The following is an 18492-nucleotide window of genomic DNA, read 5'->3' as shown; positions in this document are numbered from 1 at the left end:
AAAATCATGCCCGGGAATTCTCAACCACAACAGCCAGTTCCTCGGCAATTTTCACGATTTGTGCCTCATCCTGCCCTTCCGTCATTACCCGGATCAGAGGCTCGGTGCCCGACGCCCTCAGCAGCACGCGACCACCGCCACCCAGCCTGGCCTCCGCCGACTCCACTGCCCTGACAATATCGTCACGCCCGAGGGGATCAAAACGCTGGTCGACACGCACGTTGATCATTTTCTGAGGCAACTTGCTCATACCCTGGCGAAGGTCTGCCAGGGAACTGCCTGCGCGACGAATGGCCAACAATACCTGGAGCGCAGACACAATACCGTCACCAGTGCTGGTGCAATCTCGGATGACCATATGGCCGGAACCTTCACCGCCAAGCAGCCAGCCCCGGTCGATGAGTCGCTCCATGACATACCGGTCGCCGACTTTGGCACGCTCGAAATCAATACCCTGCTCCCTGAGCGCCAACTCAACGCCCAGATTGGTCATCAGGGTGCCCACAACGCCCCCTTTCAAGGTTCCGGCGGCATGACGTTGCGCGGCGATCACGTAGAGCAACTCGTCGCCATCGACTTCCGAGCCGTCACGATCCACCATGAGCACCCGGTCACCGTCGCCATCAAAGGCGATCCCGAGATCAGCCTGCTTCTCCAGAACGGCCTTGCTCAATGATCCCATGTGAGTGGAACCGACATTAAGGTTGATATTCAGACCATCAGGCTCGCCCCCTACCACGGAAATCTTCGCCCCCAACTCGCGGAACACTTTCGGGGCGACGTGGTAGGTAGCACCGTGAGCGCAATCCAGGACAATATGAAGTCCTTCGAGTGAAAACTCGTTGGGTACCGTACTCTTACAGAACTCAACGTATCGGCCTGGTGCGTCATCAACCCGGAACGCCTTGCCCAACTCTTTCGAGCCGCAGACCTCAATGGGCTTATCAAGCCACTTCTCGATCTCTGCTTCCAGAGCATCATCCAGCTTGGTCCCAGCGGGGGAGAAAAACTTGATACCGTTGTCGTGGTGCGGATTATGGGACGCACTGATGACAATACCCGCGGAGGCGCGAAAGGTTCGGGTCAAGTAGGCGATCGCAGGGGTGGGCATGGGCCCGAGCAACTTCACGTCCACTCCGGCCGCGGACAAACCTGCCTCGAGGGCGGATTCGAACATATAGCCCGAGAGACGGGTGTCTTTACCAATCAGCACACTGTTGCGCTGCCCATCCCGCTTGAAGGCCTGCCCCGCAGCCCAACCCAGGCGCAGCATAAATTCGGGGGTTATTGGAAATTCGCCCACCCGACCCCGGATACCGTCCGTGCCGAAGTATTTTCTGTCGCTCATCGTCCAGCTTCCTCCATTGCCGTCACCACTTTAACGGCATCGACTGTTTCCCTGACATCGTGGACGCGAATGATGGATGCGCCCTTCATGGCGGATATTGTCGCGGCAGCGAGGCTTGCGGGCAAGCGTTCACTGACATCACGACCGGTGATATGGCCCAGCATGCTCTTGCGGGACATGCCCACCAGAATCGGGTGCCCCAGCAACTGCAGCTGTTCCAGCGAGGCCAAGAGCTGCAGGTTGTGCTGCGGAGACTTGCCAAAACCAAAGCCGGGATCAAGGATGATGTTGTCTGGCCGCACACCGGCTTTCTCTATCACCCGCATTCGCTCGGTAAGAAACGAACTCACCTCCCGCCGCACACTCCGGTAGCGAGGATCATCCTGCATGGTATCCGGCTCACCCTGAATGTGCATGACACACACCGGCACTCCAGCGCTTGCCACCACCTCGGGCGCGCCATCCCGCTGCAACGCCCTGACGTCGTTGATCATCCCGGCACCGAGCTTCACCACCTCTGCCATAACCTGGGGAGAACTGGTATCAACCGAAACGACAACGTCCAAATCACGGGCAATCGCCTCCACCACCGGACACACTCGCTCAAGTTCTTCCTCGACAGACACCGGCGTGGCACCTGGCCGCGTGGACTCACCACCTACATCAATAAAAGCCGCACCGTCCGCCACCATCTCGCGGGCCCTTGCCAGGGCAATCTCAACGGTATTGTACCGACCTCCATCCGAAAAGGAGTCCGGCGTCACGTTCAGAATCCCCATGACGTGGCAGCCAGACATATCCAGAACCCTGCCCGCGAAATTTATCTGCATAAATAACCTTTTCTGCAACCCGCAAAAACAAACGCCGCCCCGTCAGGGGCGGCGTTCAGTCTTCAACTACATCGGATCAGTATCCAGCCTGGCTCAGTGCTCACCGGCCGGTCGACCAACACCTGGTTGGCGACCGTCGTCGGAACCCTTCGGAGCAGGCGCCTGCTCAGGCTCATCAGCCGGAACACCACCGGAGGGACCGCTATCACCCCAACCTTTCGGCGGACGGGGCTCACGACCTTCCATGATGTCATCAATCTGGTGACGGTCGATGGTCTCGTATTTCATCAGGGCGTCCGCCATCAGGTCGAGCTTGTCACGGTTATCGACGAGCAACTGCTTCGCCTTTTCATAACAGCTGTCAATGATGTTGCGAACTTCCTCATCGATACGCTGCGCCGTTTCCGGAGAATAGACCGTCTGCGCCTGGCCGGCAGACCGGCCGAGGAAAGGCTCTTCGCTGTCTGTATCGTACTGCAGCGGGCCGAGCTTCTCCGACAGCCCCCAACGCGTGACCATATTACGCGCCAGACTGGTTGCCCGCTCGATATCGTTGGAAGCACCGGTGGTGACACCATCGAAACCAAGGGTCAGTTCTTCGGCAATACGGCCACCAAACAGACTGCAGATGGAACTGATCAGGAAGCGCTTGCTGTGGCTGTACTTGTCTTCCTCTGGCAGGAACATAGTGACACCCAATGCGCGGCCGCGAGGAATAATACTGACCTTGTAGACCGGATCATGCTCAGGCATCAAACGCCCGACAATGGCGTGACCGGACTCGTGGTAAGCCGTATTACGCTTCTCTTTCTCGCTCATGACCATGGATTTGCGCTCGGCGCCCATCATGATCTTGTCTTTCGCGAGCTCAAACTCTTCCATGGAAACCAGACGCTGGTTACGACGGGCCGCAAACAACGCAGCTTCGTTCACCAAGTTCGCCAGGTCAGCACCCGAGAAGCCGGGCGTGCCACGGGCAATCAACACAGGCTCCACCCCATCGGCCAGAGGCACTTTCTTCATGTGAACCTTGAGAATCTGCTCACGGCCGATGATGTCCGGCAGCCCGACAACGACCTGGCGGTCAAAGCGACCCGGGCGGAGCAACGCCGGATCCAGTACGTCCGGACGGTTGGTGGCGGCAATCACGATAACGCCTTCGTTACCTTCGAAGCCGTCCATCTCTACCAGCAACTGGTTCAGTGTCTGCTCACGCTCGTCGTGACCGCCACCCATGCCAGCGCCACGATGGCGGCCAACGGCATCGATCTCGTCGATGAAGATGATACAGGGGCTCTGCTTCTTGGCCTGCTCGAACATGTCACGGACACGGGAGGCACCCACGCCCACGAACATTTCCACGAAGTCCGAACCGGAGATTGAGAAGAATGGCACCTTGGCCTCGCCGGCAATCGCCTTGGCGAGCAGGGTCTTACCGGTACCCGGCTGACCCACCATCAGTACGCCCTTGGGGATACTGCCACCAAGACGCTGGAACTTGCTGGGATCCCGCAGGAAATCCACCAACTCCTTGACGTCTTCCTTGGCCTCGTCGACACCGGCAACGTCACCAAAGGTGGTTTTGATCTGATCCTCACTCATCAGGCGGGCTTTACTCTTGCCAAAGGACATGGGGCCTTTGCCACCGCCACCGCCTTGCATCTGCCGCATAAAGAACACGAACAGCGCGATGATGATAAGAATTGGGAAGGCAGCCACCAACAGCTGAGTCCAGAGGCTTTGACGCTCCGGCTCCTTACCGATGACTTCCACGTTGTTGGCCAGCAGATCATCCATCAGCTTGTTGTCGGACACCTGTGGGCGGACAGTCTGGAACTGGGAGCCGTCACCACGGGTACCCTGAACCTGCAGACCATCAATGGTGACCTGACGGACCTGTCCGTCCTGCACCATTTCCACAAACTGCGAATAATTGACCTGTTGTCCGCTGGTGGTGGGTGTGAAATTCTGAAACACCATCAGCAGTACGGCGGCTATAATCAGCCAGAGAACCAGATTTTTTGCCATATCGTTCAAGGATCGTCACCTGTGAATTGAAGGATCGCCCCGTCAGGAGAAAGCCTTTTCTGACACCTTACACCAATTGTACGCCCGTCCACCAGAATCGGCCTATCCGTATCGACCACTGCGGGGGTGTCAATCCCACGGTCATTCCGTTCCGGGGCGGGGTCAGCCCTTAAATCCCTTGCACACCTGGTAAATCTCCCTCGATCTTGCACGGGAGGAGTCAGGCTTCCTGCTGACAACGGTGCCAAAACTTTTACGCATTTCAGCCAGCAGGGCATCAAATCCCTCTCCCTGAAATACCTTGGCGACAAACACGCCACCGGGCTTCAGGACTTGCTGCGCCATATCCAGCGCCAGCTCCACCAAACCCATGGCGTTAGGAATATCCACTGCCGCCATACCACTCATATTGGGTGCCATATCCGAAATTACAACGTCAGCGCGGCGATCACCCAGTAAATCCAGCAATTCGTCCAGCACTGACTGCTCGGTGAAATCGCCCTGAACGAACGCCACACCCGCAATCGGGCTCATCTCGAGAATATCGCTGGCGACCACCGTGCCGTTGTCACCAACCCGCTCTACCGCCACCTGGGACCAACCACCAGGCGCGGCCCCCAAATCCACAACGGTCTGCCCGGGCCGAAACAGGCGGTCTTTGTTGTCGAGCTCAATCAGCTTATAGCTGGCCCGCGAACGATAGCCGTCTTCCCGGGACTTTTTGACCCAGACATCATCAAAATGTTCCTTCAGCCAGCGGTCACTGGTTTTCGAGCGAGCCAAGACCTACCTCCATAAAGCGCTCCAATTGGACCTCCAATCATCTGGGTACGTGGTAACGGCGATTTCACCGGCCGATTGATCTGATACAATCCCGCGATTATACGGAATTGGCGAGCATTTCGCCGCTGACGTTTTATTAATCGCACCCATAAAGAGATCACATAATGAGTCTTTCGCCGGAACAGCGCCGGGAATACCGGGGCATCGCCCACAACCTGAAGCCCGTTATCATAGTCGGCGACAAGGGCCTGACCGAAGGGCTTCAGGAGGAACTCGAGCGGGCCCTGAACGACCACGAGCTGATCAAGATCAAAGTTGCCAGCCAGGACCGCGAAACCCGCCAGGAAGCCGTTGCCGCCCTGTGCGAAGCCTCCGGTGCCGAGCTGGTGCAGACCATCGGCAAGATCGCCGTGATCCTGCGCCGGGCGAAAAAGCCCAACCCCAAGCTGTCCAACCTGCTGCGCCAGAAACACTGACGCTGTCAGCACGCTAAAGCCGCACAATGTAAAAAGCCGGCTGCTATTCGCAGCCGGCTTTTTGTTTGCAGAATCCGCATCCGACGAATGTCAGATGTGCTCTACCTGCTCGATTTCATACTCAACGGTCCCCGAAGGCACTCGCACGGCAACCACGTCGCCCTCGCTTTTACCCACCAGCGCCCGCGCGATCGGCGAGGAAATGGACAGCTTTCCGGCCTTGATATCTGCCTCATCCTCACCAACGATCTGGTAGCTGACCTGCTCATCGGTATCGACATTGAGCAGTCGCACCGTGGTGCCGAAGATCACCTTGCCGGTGTTTTCGATGGTGTTAACGTCGATCACCTGGGCTGCGGACAGCTTGCCCTCGATCTCCTGGATACGCCCTTCGATAAAGCTCTGCTGCTCCCGAGCGGCGTGGTATTCCGCGTTCTCTTTCAGGTCGCCGTGTTCGCGGGCATCGGAAATAGCCGCGATCACCCGGGGACGATCTTCGGACTTCAGTTTCTGAAGCTCCTCACGTAGGCGGATTTCACCCGCCTTTGTCATGGGTACTCTGTCAGCCATAGTCTTACTTTCCTGCGTGTAGATCCTGGAGGCGGCGCACAGTGCGCTCGGGGCCGAATTTAATGGCCCTGCAGAAGGCTTCGCCGCCCGCCAGTGTCGTTGTATAGGTCACCTTGGTCTGCAGGGCCGACTGGCGAATCTGTGCCGAGTCGGAAATCGCCTTGCGACCTTCGGTGGTATTAATAATCAGCTGCACCTGACCATTCTTAATGGCATCCACGATATGCGGACGCCCTTCACGAACCTTGTTCACCCGATCAACAGTGAGCCCGGCCTGTTTCAACGCCTTGGCGGTACCGGTGGTAGCAATCACCTTGAAGCCAGCGTCAATCAGGTCCTGCGCCACTTTCGCGGCCCCGGGCTTGTCGACGTCCCGCACGGACATGAAGGCCGTACCCTTGGCCGGCAGACGCTCACCGGAGGCCAGGGCCGCCTTGGCGAAGGCTTCGTCGAAGCTGTCACCAATCCCCATCACCTCACCGGTGGACTTCATTTCCGGCCCCAGGATGGGATCCACCGCCGGGAACTTGTTGAACGGGAACACCGATTCCTTGACGGAATAGTAAGTCGGCACGATTTCCTGGGTGAAGCCCTGCTCTGCCAGCGACTTTCCAGCCATGCAACGGGCCGCCACCTTGGCCAGGGACACCCCGATGGCCTTAGACACAAACGGCACGGTACGGGACGCTCGCGGGTTCACCTCGATCACGTAGATCTCGCCACCCTGCCAGGCCAGCTGCACGTTCATCAGGCCGATAACATCCAGTTCAATGGCCATCTTCCGCACCGCTTCGCGCATTTCATCCTGCACGTCTTTCGGCAGGGTGTAGGGCGGCAGGGAACAGGCGGAATCACCAGAGTGCACGCCCGCTTGCTCAATGTGCTGCATGATGCCACCGATGACCACGTCCTTGCCGTCGCTGATGGCGTCAATGTCCACCTCGATGGCGGCGTTGAGGAAGTGATCCAGCAGCACCGGGCTGTCGTTGGAGACCAGCACGGCATTGCGCATGTAGCGAACCAGCTCATCCTCGTCATAGACGATTTCCATGGCCCGACCACCCAGCACGTAGGAGGGGCGTACCACCAGCGGATAACCAATCTCGCGAGCCGCCAGGATGCCTTCTTCGTGGCTGCGCACGGTGGCATTTTCCGGCTGAATCAGGCCGAGGCGGCCGATCATCTGCTGGAAACGCTCCCGGTCTTCGGCGCGGTCGATGGCATCCGGGCTGGTACCGATAATCGGCACACCCGCCGCTTCCAGGCCACGGGCCAGCTTCAGCGGGGTTTGGCCGCCGTACTGGACAATCACACCCTTGGGTTTTTCGACGTGGATGATTTCCAGCACATCTTCCAGGGTGATGGGCTCGAAGTAGAGCCGATCCGAGGTGTCGTAGTCGGTGGAAACGGTTTCCGGGTTGCAGTTGATCATGATGGTTTCATAACCATCGTCGCGCATAGCGAGGGCGGCGTGAACGCAGCAATAATCAAACTCAATACCCTGACCGATGCGGTTGGGACCACCGCCAATGACCACGATTTTCTCGCGATCAGAGGCACCCGCCTCACACTCTTCCTCATAGGACGAATACATGTAGGCGGTTGATGAGGCAAATTCAGCCGCGCAGGTATCCACCCGCTTGTAGACCGGGCGAATGTCCAGGTCATGGCGCAGCTTGCGCAAGCTGACTTCAGAAATGCTGAGCAGCTTGGCCAAGCGCGCATCGGAGAACCCTTTGCGCTTGAGGCGGAACAGCGTATCGCGATCAATATCCGCCTTGCCGGCGGATTTGAGGGCAGTCTCTTCTTTGATCAGGTCTTCGATCTGTACCAGATACCATGGATCTACATGCGTGTTGTTGAACACTTCTTCCACGGTCATCCCGGCTCGGAAGGCATCGCCGATGTACCAAAGGCGCTCGGCTCCAGGCACATTCAGTTCCTGGGTGAGGGTTTCCTGGCCGTCGGTGGTGCTCAGGTCGACCTTCTCTTCAAAACCGTCGGAGCCCACTTCCAGACCACGCATGGCCTTCTGCAGCGACTCCTGGAAGGTACGACCGATGGCCATCACCTCACCCACGGATTTCATCTGGGTGGTCAGGCGCGCATCAGCCTGGGGGAACTTCTCGAAGGTGAAGCGCGGAATCTTGGTGACCACATAGTCGATGCTGGGCTCGAACGAGGCCGGAGTAACACCACCGGTGATTTCATTGCGCAGTTCATCAAGGGTGTAACCCACCGCCAGCTTGGCCGCCACCTTGGCGATCGGAAAACCCGTTGCCTTGGACGCCAGCGCCGAAGAACGCGACACCCGGGGATTCATTTCGATGACGACGACACGGCCGTTGTCCGGGTTTACGCCGAACTGCACGTTGGAACCGCCAGTTTCCACACCGATCTCACGCAGTACCGCCAGAGAGGCGTTCCGCATGATCTGGTATTCCTTGTCGGTGAGCGTCTGGGCCGGCGCGACGGTGATGGAGTCACCGGTGTGCACGCCCATCGCGTCAAAGTTTTCAATGGCGCAGACGATGATGCAGTTGTCGTTTTTGTCGCGGACAACTTCCATCTCGTACTCTTTCCAGCCGATCAGGGACTCATCGATCAGCAACTCGTTGGTCGGCGACAGGTCCAGACCACGGGTGCAGATTTCCTCGAATTCGTCGCGGTTGTAGGCAATACCGCCGCCGGAACCACCCATGGTGAAGGACGGGCGGATGATGCAGGGAAATCCGATGTCGTTGGCCACTTCCCAGGCTTCCGCCATGGAATGGGCGATCGTGGCGCGAGGGCACTCCAGGCCAATTTTCTTCATGGCCTTGTCAAAACGATCACGGTCTTCAGCTTTGTCGATGGTGTCGGCGTTGGCGCCGATCATTTCCACACCATGCTCAGCCAGAACGCCGTGCTTTTCGAGGTCCAAAGCGCAGTTCAGGGCTGTCTGACCACCCATGGTAGGCAGCAATGCATCCGGCTGTTCTTTCTCGATGATCTTGGCAACGGTCTTCCAGGTGATAGGCTCGATGTAGGTGGCATCGGCCATTACCGGGTCGGTCATGATCGTGGCCGGGTTGGAGTTCACCAGGATAACCCGGTACCCCTCTTCACGCAGGGCTTTACAGGCCTGGGCTCCAGAGTAGTCAAACTCGCACGCCTGCCCGATCACGATGGGGCCCGCGCCCAGGATCAGAATGCTTTTAATGTCGGTACGCTTTGGCATCAACGTGCCTCCATCAGGCGGATAAATTCATCAAACAACGGCGCTACGTCGTGCGGGCCGGGGCTCGCCTCCGGGTGACCCTGAAAACTGTAGGCTGGCTTGTCGGTACGGCGGATTCCCTGCAGAGAACCGTCGAACAGGGATTTATGGGTCGCCTCCAGATTGTCCGGCAGGCTGGTTTCGTCCACCGCAAATCCGTGGTTCTGACTGGTAATCATCACGGTACCATCGGCGATGTTCTGTACCGGATGGTTGGCGCCATGGTGGCCATGCCCCATCTTGATGGACTTGGCCCCGCTGGCCAGGGCCAGCAACTGGTGGCCAAGACAGATGCCGAAAACCGGAATGTCGGTCTCCAACACATCGCGAATGGCGCTGATGGCGTAGTCACATGGCTCGGGGTCGCCGGGGCCGTTGGACAGGAAAATACCATCGGGATTCATCGCCAGCACATCGGCAGCGGGGGTCTGGGCTGGCACAACAGTGATATCACAGCCGCGACTGGCCAACATGCGCAGGATGTTGAGCTTCACACCGTAGTCCCAGGCGACGACCTTGAATTTTGATTCGGTGCGCTCGCCATAGCCACTTTCGATATCCCACTCACTCTGGCTCCAGGTCCAGGTTTTTTCCGAGGTGACTTCCTTCGCCAGATCCATGCCTTTCAGGCCCGGAAAAGCGTTGGCCAGCTCCAGAGCACGCTCGGCCGTGGCGTCTGCGCCGGCGACCACGGCGCCATTCTGGGACCCTTTATCCCGCAGGATTCGGGTCAGGCGACGGGTATCGATATCGGCAATGCCGACGATATTGTTGTCGCGCAGGTAGTCCTGTAGCGAGCCGGTGCTGCGCCAGTTGCTCACCAGCAGGGGCAGATCACGGATTATCAGGCCGGCGGCCTGGACGCGATCAGATTCGATGTCTTCTTCATTCACACCGGTGCTGCCGATGTGAGGGTATGTGAGGGTGACAATCTGGCGGGAGTAGGACGGGTCGGTCAGGATCTCCTGATAACCGGTCATGGCGGTGTTGAACACCACCTCTCCGCTGGTTTCCCCTTCAGCGCCAATGGCGGTGCCGTAAAACAGGCTTCCGTCTGCGAGTGCAAGGATGGCAGGTGTACTCAAGGCTTGTATCCTCATCGAGTGGCGTACAGGTTCGTCACGAACAGGAACGCAAGCGCAAATTCAGGTCGCAAAAAAGCGAGAGGGAGTTGAACTCCGTCCCGCTTTTTCTGTTGAGCGTTGTCAAAGCTACGCTTGGTGCAGTTAAACCGCCTTATTGTACGAAATATGGCAGTTTGTGTCCACGCGAAATCTTACTCGTCGCTACTTCAGCCCCAACACATCCTGCATGTCGTACAACCCGGCCGGCTTACCTTCCAACCACAATGCCGCACGCATCGCACCTTTGGCAAACGTCATCCGGCTGCTGGCTTTGTGGGTAATTTCGATGCGCTCGCCTTCAGTGGCGAACAGAACGGTATGATCACCAACCACATCGCCGGCCCGAATGGTTTCGAAGCCGATCTCCTTGCGGGTACGCTCCCCGGTAAAGCCTTCACGGCCGTAGACAGCACATTCCTTAAGGTCTCGACCGAGGGCATCGGCGACAACTTCGCCCATTCGCAATGCCGTGCCCGACGGCGCGTCTTTCTTGTGGCGGTGGTGGGCTTCGATGATTTCCACATCATAGTCGTCACCCAGGGCTGCAGCGGCGGTGCGCAGCAGGTTGAGGGTGACGTTGACGCCCACACTCATGTTGGGGGCAAACACTACCGGGGCCTTTTCCGCGGCAACGGCGAGCTGTTCTTTCTCGGCGTCGGTCAGGCCGGTGGTACCGATCACAATCATTTTGCCGTTGGTTTTACAGAATTCCGCATTTTCCAGGGTCAGATCCGGGAAGGTGAAGTCGATGAGTACGTCGAAATCCTCCTTCACTTCGGCGAGGCTGCCAGCCATCTTGACGCCAGTCTTACCAATGCTGGTCATTTCACCGGCGTCGGCGCCGATAAGACTGCTGCCAGGCTCGACGACTGCCGCGCCAAGTTCCAGGCCTTCAGTTCCGTCAACGGCTTCGATCAACACTTTGCCCATGCGCCCTGCGGCGCCGATGACTGCTACCCTCATCACGTCTGCCCTCAGAATTTCATTTCGTCGAAGAAGCTTTTCACACCTTCAAACCAGGAGGTTTTTCGCGGACCGTGCTGGTTGCCATCGCCACCGTCCAGGGTCTTCTGGAATTCTTCCAGCAACTCTTTCTGACGCTTGGTGAGGTTAACCGGAGTTTCCACAACCACGCGACACAGCAAATCACCGGACGGACCACCACGAACCGGGCTAACGCCCTTGTTCCGCAAACGGAACAGCTTGCCGGTCTGAGTCTCCGGTGGAATCTTCAGCTTAACGCGACCATCGAGCGTCGGCACTTCAAGTTCGCCACCGAGACTGGCATCCACGATGCTGATAGGCACTTCGCAATAGAGGTTGCGACCATCACGGGTAAAGATGGAATGCTCTCGAACCGCGACCTGCACATAGAGGTCACCGGAAGGCCCACCTTCAACACCCATCTCGCCTTCACCGGAGAGACGAATACGATCACCGGTATCCACGCCCGGCGGCACCTTGACGGACAGCGTTTTCTCTTCCTGGATGCGACCGGCACCGTGACACTTCTTACACGGGTTCTTGATGATCTTGCCGGAACCACGACAGGTAGGACACGCCTGCTGCACAGTGAAGAAGCCCTGCTGCATCCGCACCTGGCCCATGCCATTACAAGTACCACAAGCCTCCGGCCGTGAGCCCTTCTCGGCCCCGGAACCGTCACAGGTGTTGCACTCGGTGTGGCCAGGAATCCGGATCTGGACGGTTTTGCCTTTTACCGCCTCTTCCAGGTCCAGCTCCAGGGTGTAACGCAGGTCAGCCCCGCGCGTATTGCGGCCACCGCGGCCGCCACCAAAGATATCACCAAACACATCGCCAAAAATGTCGGAGAAGCTGGCACCACCGCCGCCTCCTCCGAATCCGCCGCCGGCAGAGCCATCAACACCGGCGTGGCCAAACTGGTCGTAGGCTGCGCGCTTGGAGGAATCGGAGAGTATTTCATAAGCTTCACTGGCTTCCTTGAACTTATGATCGGCGTCCTCATCATCCGGATTCCGGTCAGGATGATACTTCATCGCAAGCTTGCGGTAGGCTCGCTTGATCTCTTTTTCATCCGCTTCCCGGGACACCCCGAGAATCTCGTAATAGTCGCGCTTGGCCATGCTCTAAAACCCTGTTGGTAAAACGAGGAAAACGCGGAAGAGCTCCCGCGTTTTCCAACTGCCTGATGATCTTAAGTTTTATCGCTTGTCGTCGTCTTTGACTTCTTCAAACTCGGCATCAACGGCGTCGTCGCTGGAACCGGACTGGGCAGACTCTTCGCCCCCGGCCTGCTGCGCCTGCTCTGCCTGATCCGCGTACATCTTCTGGGCCATTTCAGAAGACGCTTCCGTCAGCTTCTGAGTCTTGGCCTCGATGTCGTCCTTGTCAGAACCAGCCAGGGCTTCTTCCAGCTCCTTGATCGCAGCCTCGATAGACTCTTTCTCGCTGTCGGACACCTTGTCACCAGCATCGGCCAGGGTCTTGCGCACGGTATGGACCATCGCGTCACCCTGGTTGCGGGCCTGGACCAGCTCTTCGAACTTGCGATCCTCGTCGGCGTTGGCTTCCGCGTCCTGAACCATCTTCTCGATTTCGTCGTCGTTCAGACCTGAAGACGCCTTGATGACGATGGACTGCTCTTTACCGGTCGCCTTGTCTTTGGCCGACACGTTCAGGATACCGTTGGCATCGATATCGAAGGTGACTTCGATCTGCGGCGTACCACGGGGCGCCGGCGGAATGTCCGCCAGGTCGAAGCGACCCAGTGACTTGTTCTGTGTCGCCTGCTTCCGCTCACCCTGGACCACGTGAATGGTCACTGCAGTCTGGTTGTCATCCGCAGTGGAGAAAGTCTGCGACTTCTTGGTCGGGATCGTGGTGTTCTTGTCGATCAGCGGTGTCGCCACGCCACCCATGGTTTCGATACCCAGGGTCAGCGGGGTAACGTCCAGCAGCAGAACGTCTTTCACATCACCGGAGAGCACGGCCGCCTGGATGGCAGCACCCATGGCTACAGCTTCATCCGGGTTCACGTCCTTACGCGCTTCCTTACCGAAGAAGTTCTTCACTTTTTCCTGAACCATCGGCATGCGGGTCTGACCGCCGACCAGGATGACTTCGTCGATTTCACCGATCTTGGCACCGGAATCTTCCAGCGCGGTGCGGCACGGCGCGAGACTGCGCTCGACCAGCTCTTCAACCAGTGACTCCAGCTTGGCACGAGTCACTTTCACGTTCATGTGCTTGGGACCACTGGCGTCTGCCGTCACGTAAGGCAGGTTCACATCGGTCTGCTGGCTGCTGGAAAGCTCAATCTTCGCCTTCTCAGCCGCTTCCTTCAGTCGCTGCATCGCCAACGAGTCGCCACGCAGGTCAATGCCACTGTCTTTCTTGAACTGATCGGCAAGATACTCGATCAGCTTCATGTCAAAGTCTTCACCACCCAGGAAGGTGTCGCCGTTGGTGGCCAACACTTCGAACTGGTGCTCACCGTCCACATCGGCGATCTCGATGATGGAGATGTCGAAGGTGCCACCACCCAGGTCATAAACAGCAACAGTACGGTCACCGCTCTTCTTGTCGAGACCATAGGCCAACGCAGCAGCAGTTGGCTCGTTGATAATCCGCTTCACGTCCAGACCAGCGATCTTGCCGGCGTCTTTGGTGGCCTGACGCTGGCTGTCGTTGAAGTAGGCCGGCACGGTGATAACCGCTTCGGTCACTTTCTCGCCCAGATAGTCTTCTGCGGTTTTCTTCATCTTCTTGATGATTTCCGCAGACACCTGCGGCGGCGCCATCTTCTCGCCTTTCACTTCGACCCAGGCATCACCGTTGTCTGCCTTGGCGATCTTGTACGGCACCATCTTGATGTCTTTCTGGACCACGTCGTCTTCAAAGCGACGACCGATCAGACGCTTGATGGCGTAGAGGGTGTTGTTCGGGTTGGTGACCGCCTGGCGCTTGGCAGATTGACCTACCAGCGTTTCACCGTCTTCGGTATACGCCACGATGGACGGGGTAGTGCGATCACCCTCGGCGTTTTCGATAACCTTGACCTTGTCGCCATCCATAATGGCTACACAGGAGTTTGTGGTTCCCAGGTCGATACCAATGATCTTACTCATGCAATTACTCCAATTCGGTTGTTCAATTCAGTTCCGGCTGCCTTGAAAGTTGCCCCGGAGTCCCGGTGCGCCGCCTGTTTACTGGCTATATTGGCGCTTTAATCTGCTTTTCAAGCCTGCTCGTCGATTTTTGGCGCGTCTTCGGCCTTGGCGACCACCACCATCGCGGGACGAACAAGGCGATCGTTCAGGGTGTAGCCCTTCTGGACCACAGCCACCACACTGTTGGGCTCGGCATCAGGTGCCGGCACCATGGACATGGCCTCGTGCTGCTGGGGATCAAACGGCTCACCCACGGGGTTAAGCTGAACCACATTGAACTTGCCGAGACTCCCCATGAACAGATTAAGAGTCATCTCGACCCCTTCACGAATAGAGGCCACCAGTTCGCCGGCACTTTCATGCCCCTCAGTGCTTTCAACCGCCTTTTCCAAGCTGTCAGCGACCGGCAGAAGCTCCTTCACAAACTTCTCCAGCGCGAATTTGTGGGCTTTCTCCACATCGATCTCAGCGCGACGGCGAACATTCTGCATCTCCGCCTGGGAACGCAACATCTGCTCCTGAAACTCCTGCGCCTGGGCCTTCAGGGCCTCAACTTCGCTTTCCGGAGCGGCTTCGGCACTGTCTTCCGTCGCCGTTTCTTCCTCGGGAGCGGCTTCCGCAGTGTCTTTCAACTCTTCTTCCACCTGTTCGTTACGATTCTCGTCAGCGCTCATGACTACTCCTGCTTGATCGTCGGCGGCCAGACGACCGGCCGGTTAACGTTTGGTTTCCGACCGCCATGGGCCGAAAAAAACATGTTTGCGAACGGATATGGGGCCCGTATCGGATGTTTCAACCGTTGCGCACCTCATTCATTCACAAATTCGCCAGCCGATGTTTGCAAACAGGAAAAACCCTGTATATATTCACAGTCACTGTATGTAATCACAGTATTCAGGAATTGAGCGGAGGACCTCTGCATGCTCACACAGCTCACTGTTTCCAATTACGCCATTGCCGAGCGGGTCGAACTTCAGTTTGGAAAGGGTATGACGGCGCTGACCGGAGAGACCGGTGCCGGCAAATCCATTGTCCTGGACGCCCTTGGCCTTGCCATGGGCGGGCGCGCCGACGCTGGCGCCGTACGCCATGGCGCCAAACGCGCCGATATTACCGCTACTTTCGACGTGTCCCGCATTGCCGAAGCCCGGCAATGGCTGGAAAACCATGAGCTCGACGATGACAACGAATGCATCCTGCGCCGAGTGATCAGCAAGGATGGCCGCTCTCGCGCCTACATCAACGGCCAGCCCTGCCCCCTTGCCCACCTGAAAGATCTGGGCAGCGCCCTGATGGACATCCACAGCCAGCACCAGCACCAGTCCCTGCTGCGCAAGGAGACTCACCGCAAACTGCTGGACGAGTTCGCTGGCGCAGAAGCGTTGGGAGAGCAAACCAGGGATGCATGGAAAGCCTGGCACAAAACCCGCCAGCGGCTGACCGAACGCCAGCAGAATGCCGATGAGACAGAAGCCCGCCTGCAGCTACTGCGCTACCAGGTGGAAGAACTGGATCGCCTGGCGCTGGAAGACGGAGAGCAGGCAGAGCTGGAGAAAGAACAGGAACGGCTCAGCCATGCCGACACGGTGCTACACAACAGCCATCAGGCTACCCTGCTATGCACGGAAGATGAGAATAGCGCAGCGGATCTGGTGCGCCAGGCTTTACAGCAACTGGAGCAGTTGCCGGTGGAGGTACCGGCACTGACGGAAACCATCCAGATGCTGAATGAAGCCCAGATTCAGATCACCGAGGCTGGCGACAACCTGCGCCACTTTGTGGAAGATTACGACGCCGACCCAGCCCGACTGGCCGAAGTGGAAGAGCGCCTGAGTGCCATTTACCAGATGGCCCGCAAGCACCGCATCACACCGGAGACTCTCCCGGAATTCCACCAGAGCCTGAGTGCCGAACTGGCATCGCTGGACGACGGCGAGGGCAGCGTTGAGAAGCTGGAGGCGGAACTGGAAGAACAGCGAAGCCACTTCAATACCCTGGCCACCGAGTTGTCGAACGCACGCCAACAGGCTGCTGCCAACCTTGATCAGCGCATCGCGGAGGAGCTCGCCCAACTGAGCATGCCAGCGGTCCAGTTCGTAACCCACCTGAGCCGCAACAAAGGCGACGAGCCTGCGCCCCACGGCCTGGAAGACATTGAATTCCTGGTCAGCGCGAACCCGGGCCAACCCGCACGTCCGCTAGCCAAGGTAGCCTCGGGTGGCGAACTCTCACGCATCAGCCTGGCCATTCAGGTGGTGGTTGCGCAAACTTCCACCACACCAACACTGGTCTTTGACGAGGTGGATGTAGGCATTGGTGGCGGCACCGCCGAAGTGGTTGGTCGCTTGCTTCGCAGCCTGGGCAGTAATGGACAGGTGTTGTGCGTCACCCATCTTGCCCAGGTAGCGGCCCAGTGCCATCAGCACCTGTTCGTCAGCAAGTTTACGGAATCAGACGCCACTTACTCGAAGATCGAGTCATTGGACGACAATGGCAGGGTCAGCGAAGTGGCAAGAATGCTCGGTGGTGTGGATATGACCGAACACACCATTGCCCATGCCCACGAAATGTTCACGAAAGGCCAGGCTACGCATCACTGAACAGTTTGAAAGGTAAGCGTATTCCCCTCTCGATCCTGAGAGTTGTTGGGGCGGGCTAAAACCCCGCCCCCTTTTTTTCTTTTTTCCGGAACAAATCCTGAGTTATCAGGATTTGAGGGGTTTGACGTAAAGAATCAGGCTGTGATCGACAATCTCATAGCCTCGTTCTTTGGCAATTTTTTGCTGCCGCTCTTCGATTACCTCATCGACGAACTCAATGACCTCACCGGTCTGAGTGCAGACCATGTGATCATGATGATCGTCGCCGGCCATCTCAAAAACGGCGTGCCCACCTTCAAAGTTGTGGCGCAGAACCAGGCCAGCTGCCTCAAACTGAGTCAGCACCCGGTAGACGGTTGCCAGGCCCACGTCATCACCCTGTTCGAGGAGCTTTTTGTACACATCCTCGGCGCTGAGGTGATGCTCCTCGGAGTTCTCCAGAATATTGAAGATCTTCACTCTTGGCAGAGTGACTTTAAGACCGACTTTTCGTAATTCGGTGTTTTCGGATGACATGTTACGATTCACTCTTTGGTGTGCCTCACGGCTTCCGGTATGATGAAGCCGCATGTTAACGGTCAGACCGTGTCACACCTGCCCCTGGCAGGCGATTTCAAGATAGAGGATTTCCCCCGGCGATGCAAAAGCTCACAGCTCTCATTCTAACTCTCATCATGGCTGGCTGTGTTTTCCCAGGCGTATACAAGATCAATGTACAACAGGGGAACATACTGACCGACGAAGAGCTGACATCACTGGCCGAGGGCATGTCCCGCAGCCAGGTCCACTCCTTGCTGGGCACCCCGCTGATGACCAACCCCGCCGATCCGTCCCGGGAGTACTATGTGTATACCTTCCAGCGCAGTGGTGGCGATATCAAGGAACAACGGGTCATCGTCTACTACGATAACGACCAGTATTCCCATTACGAAGCCCAGCTGCTGGAAGAAACGCCCGCCTACTGAGCCAGCCTCAAGCCTTAACCCTTCTTCTTTGCCCGGTTAAGCCGGGCCTGCTTGGGGTCGATCTGCAGCGGCCGGTAAACTTCAACCCGGTCGCCGTCCCGCAACTCGTGGGCGGACGGATTCTTGATCACCTTACCGAAGATTCCCATATCGCCATTTTCCGGATCGACCTCAGGAAATATGGCAACAATGCCGGAACGCTTCACAGCCTCCACAGCCGTGGTGCCCTCTTCGACACTCAAGCTGATGATTTCCTGCCTGTCTGGCCTGGCAAAGGCCACTGGACTTCCCCCAATAAAATGGACACGCCCCATTAATTGATTCCTTCGAACTCTATCGGAGTCCGGTAACCAAGGCC

At 57.7% G+C, this 18492-nt stretch carries 16 protein-coding genes; 3 read left to right on the top strand and 13 right to left on the bottom strand.

The features are described from left to right. Positions 1-4: 4 nt before the first annotated feature. From glmM to rlmE, 4 genes are all read right to left on the bottom strand, one after another. Positions 5-1348 carry a phosphoglucosamine mutase gene (glmM, locus tag JJO78_RS16870; RefSeq protein WP_075194316.1) on the bottom strand — a complete coding sequence of 448 codons (1344 nt, stop codon included), beginning with the start codon at positions 1346-1348 and terminating at the stop codon, positions 5-7. Then, positions 1345-2178 (bottom strand): dihydropteroate synthase, encoded by an 834-nt coding sequence (gene folP / locus JJO78_RS16865; RefSeq protein WP_085679072.1) that lies wholly within the window; start codon positions 2176-2178, stop codon positions 1345-1347. The genes glmM and folP overlap by 4 nt, the downstream gene beginning before the upstream one ends. A 93-nt stretch (positions 2179-2271) precedes the next feature. After that, entirely contained in the window at positions 2272-4215 is a 1944-nt protein-coding gene (gene ftsH, locus JJO78_RS16860) for an ATP-dependent zinc metalloprotease FtsH (protein ID WP_228210114.1), read from the bottom strand. Positions 4216-4368: 153 nt separating this feature from the next. After that, a complete protein-coding gene (gene rlmE / locus JJO78_RS16855; RefSeq protein WP_041333801.1) occupies positions 4369-4989 on the bottom strand; it encodes a 23S rRNA (uridine(2552)-2'-O)-methyltransferase RlmE in 621 nt (206 codons plus the stop codon). Between the two features lie 164 nt (positions 4990-5153). Here rlmE and yhbY point away from each other — a divergent pair, with 164 nt between their 5' ends. Beyond that, on the top strand, positions 5154-5465 hold the full coding sequence (gene yhbY / locus JJO78_RS16850) for a ribosome assembly RNA-binding protein YhbY (protein WP_007153111.1): 312 nt from the start codon (positions 5154-5156) through the stop codon (positions 5463-5465). A gap of 90 nt (positions 5466-5555) precedes the next feature. Here yhbY and greA read toward each other — a convergent pair whose 3' ends face one another. From greA to grpE, 7 genes are all read right to left on the bottom strand, one after another. Continuing rightward, positions 5556-6035, bottom strand: a complete 480-nt coding sequence (gene greA / locus JJO78_RS16845) for a transcription elongation factor GreA (protein ID WP_082040532.1) — start codon at positions 6033-6035, stop codon at positions 5556-5558. A 4-nt stretch (positions 6036-6039) separates the two neighbouring features. After that, positions 6040-9255: a carbamoyl-phosphate synthase large subunit gene (gene carB, locus JJO78_RS16840; protein WP_075194313.1), complete on the bottom strand. Its 3216-nt coding sequence runs from the start codon at positions 9253-9255 to the stop codon at positions 6040-6042. After that, positions 9255-10379, bottom strand: coding sequence for a glutamine-hydrolyzing carbamoyl-phosphate synthase small subunit (carA, locus tag JJO78_RS16835; protein WP_083637121.1), 1125 nt, complete (start codon positions 10377-10379; stop codon positions 9255-9257). The genes carB and carA overlap by 1 nt, the downstream gene beginning before the upstream one ends. Before the next feature lie 201 nt (positions 10380-10580). Continuing rightward, complete coding sequence (gene dapB, locus JJO78_RS16830; RefSeq protein ID WP_075194311.1) at positions 10581-11381, bottom strand: 4-hydroxy-tetrahydrodipicolinate reductase; 801 nt, start codon at positions 11379-11381, stop codon at positions 10581-10583. Positions 11382-11392: 11 nt separating this feature from the next. Then, positions 11393-12523: a molecular chaperone DnaJ gene (gene dnaJ / locus JJO78_RS16825; protein WP_041333797.1), complete on the bottom strand. Its 1131-nt coding sequence runs from the start codon at positions 12521-12523 to the stop codon at positions 11393-11395. A gap of 78 nt (positions 12524-12601) precedes the next feature. Continuing rightward, a complete protein-coding gene (dnaK, locus tag JJO78_RS16820) occupies positions 12602-14527 on the bottom strand; it encodes a molecular chaperone DnaK (RefSeq protein ID WP_036212180.1) in 1926 nt (641 codons plus the stop codon). Between the two features lie 110 nt (positions 14528-14637). Further along, entirely contained in the window at positions 14638-15243 is a 606-nt protein-coding gene (gene grpE, locus JJO78_RS16815) for a nucleotide exchange factor GrpE (RefSeq protein ID WP_036212177.1), read from the bottom strand. Positions 15244-15489: 246 nt separating this feature from the next. On the opposite strand from grpE, the gene recN reads away from it, so the two are divergent. Beyond that, on the top strand, positions 15490-17169 hold the full coding sequence (gene recN / locus JJO78_RS16810; protein WP_041333796.1) for a DNA repair protein RecN: 1680 nt from the start codon (positions 15490-15492) through the stop codon (positions 17167-17169). A 105-nt stretch (positions 17170-17274) separates the two neighbouring features. Here the strand turns inward: recN and fur are convergent, their stop codons facing one another. Continuing rightward, positions 17275-17685, bottom strand: a complete 411-nt coding sequence (gene fur, locus JJO78_RS16805; RefSeq protein WP_007153120.1) for a ferric iron uptake transcriptional regulator — start codon at positions 17683-17685, stop codon at positions 17275-17277. 122 nt (positions 17686-17807) lie between these two features. Here fur and JJO78_RS16800 point away from each other — a divergent pair, with 122 nt between their 5' ends. Continuing rightward, a complete protein-coding gene (locus JJO78_RS16800) occupies positions 17808-18134 on the top strand; it encodes an outer membrane protein assembly factor BamE (protein WP_007153121.1) in 327 nt (108 codons plus the stop codon). Between the two features lie 14 nt (positions 18135-18148). On the opposite strand, the gene JJO78_RS16795 is transcribed toward JJO78_RS16800, so the two are convergent. Next, on the bottom strand, positions 18149-18448 hold the full coding sequence (locus JJO78_RS16795; protein ID WP_273624182.1) for an RnfH family protein: 300 nt from the start codon (positions 18446-18448) through the stop codon (positions 18149-18151). Positions 18449-18492: the final 44 nt, after the last annotated feature.

The sequence above is a fragment of the Marinobacter sp. DS40M6 genome (assembly GCF_028581595.1).
In the GTDB taxonomy this organism is placed as follows: Bacteria; Pseudomonadota; Gammaproteobacteria; order Pseudomonadales; family Oleiphilaceae; genus Marinobacter; species Marinobacter salarius.
Note: the sequence above shows the minus strand (reverse complement) of the source record. Positions and strands in the feature narration are given on the sequence as shown.

What these genes read in the sequence shown, in the direction of transcription:
- glmM (WP_075194316.1), bottom strand. Translation starts at nt 1,348, where the DNA reads ATGAGCGACAGAAAATACTTCGGCACGGACGGTATCCGGGGTCGGGTG.
- folP (WP_085679072.1), bottom strand. Translation starts at nt 2,178, where the DNA reads ATGCAGATAAATTTCGCGGGCAGGGTTCTGGATATGTCTGGCTGCCAC.
- yhbY (WP_007153111.1), top strand. Translation starts at nt 5,154, where the DNA reads ATGAGTCTTTCGCCGGAACAGCGCCGGGAATACCGGGGCATCGCCCAC.
- greA (WP_082040532.1), bottom strand. Translation starts at nt 6,035, where the DNA reads ATGGCTGACAGAGTACCCATGACAAAGGCGGGTGAAATCCGCCTACGT.
- carB (WP_075194313.1), bottom strand. Translation starts at nt 9,255, where the DNA reads ATGCCAAAGCGTACCGACATTAAAAGCATTCTGATCCTGGGCGCGGGC.
- dapB (WP_075194311.1), bottom strand. Translation starts at nt 11,381, where the DNA reads ATGAGGGTAGCAGTCATCGGCGCCGCAGGGCGCATGGGCAAAGTGTTG.
- dnaJ (WP_041333797.1), bottom strand. Translation starts at nt 12,523, where the DNA reads ATGGCCAAGCGCGACTATTACGAGATTCTCGGGGTGTCCCGGGAAGCG.
- dnaK (WP_036212180.1), bottom strand. Translation starts at nt 14,527, where the DNA reads ATGAGTAAGATCATTGGTATCGACCTGGGAACCACAAACTCCTGTGTA.
- grpE (WP_036212177.1), bottom strand. Translation starts at nt 15,243, where the DNA reads ATGAGCGCTGACGAGAATCGTAACGAACAGGTGGAAGAAGAGTTGAAA.
- recN (WP_041333796.1), top strand. Translation starts at nt 15,490, where the DNA reads ATGCTCACACAGCTCACTGTTTCCAATTACGCCATTGCCGAGCGGGTC.
- fur (WP_007153120.1), bottom strand. Translation starts at nt 17,685, where the DNA reads ATGTCATCCGAAAACACCGAATTACGAAAAGTCGGTCTTAAAGTCACT.
- JJO78_RS16800 (WP_007153121.1), top strand. Translation starts at nt 17,808, where the DNA reads ATGCAAAAGCTCACAGCTCTCATTCTAACTCTCATCATGGCTGGCTGT.
- JJO78_RS16795 (WP_273624182.1), bottom strand. Translation starts at nt 18,448, where the DNA reads ATGGGGCGTGTCCATTTTATTGGGGGAAGTCCAGTGGCCTTTGCCAGG.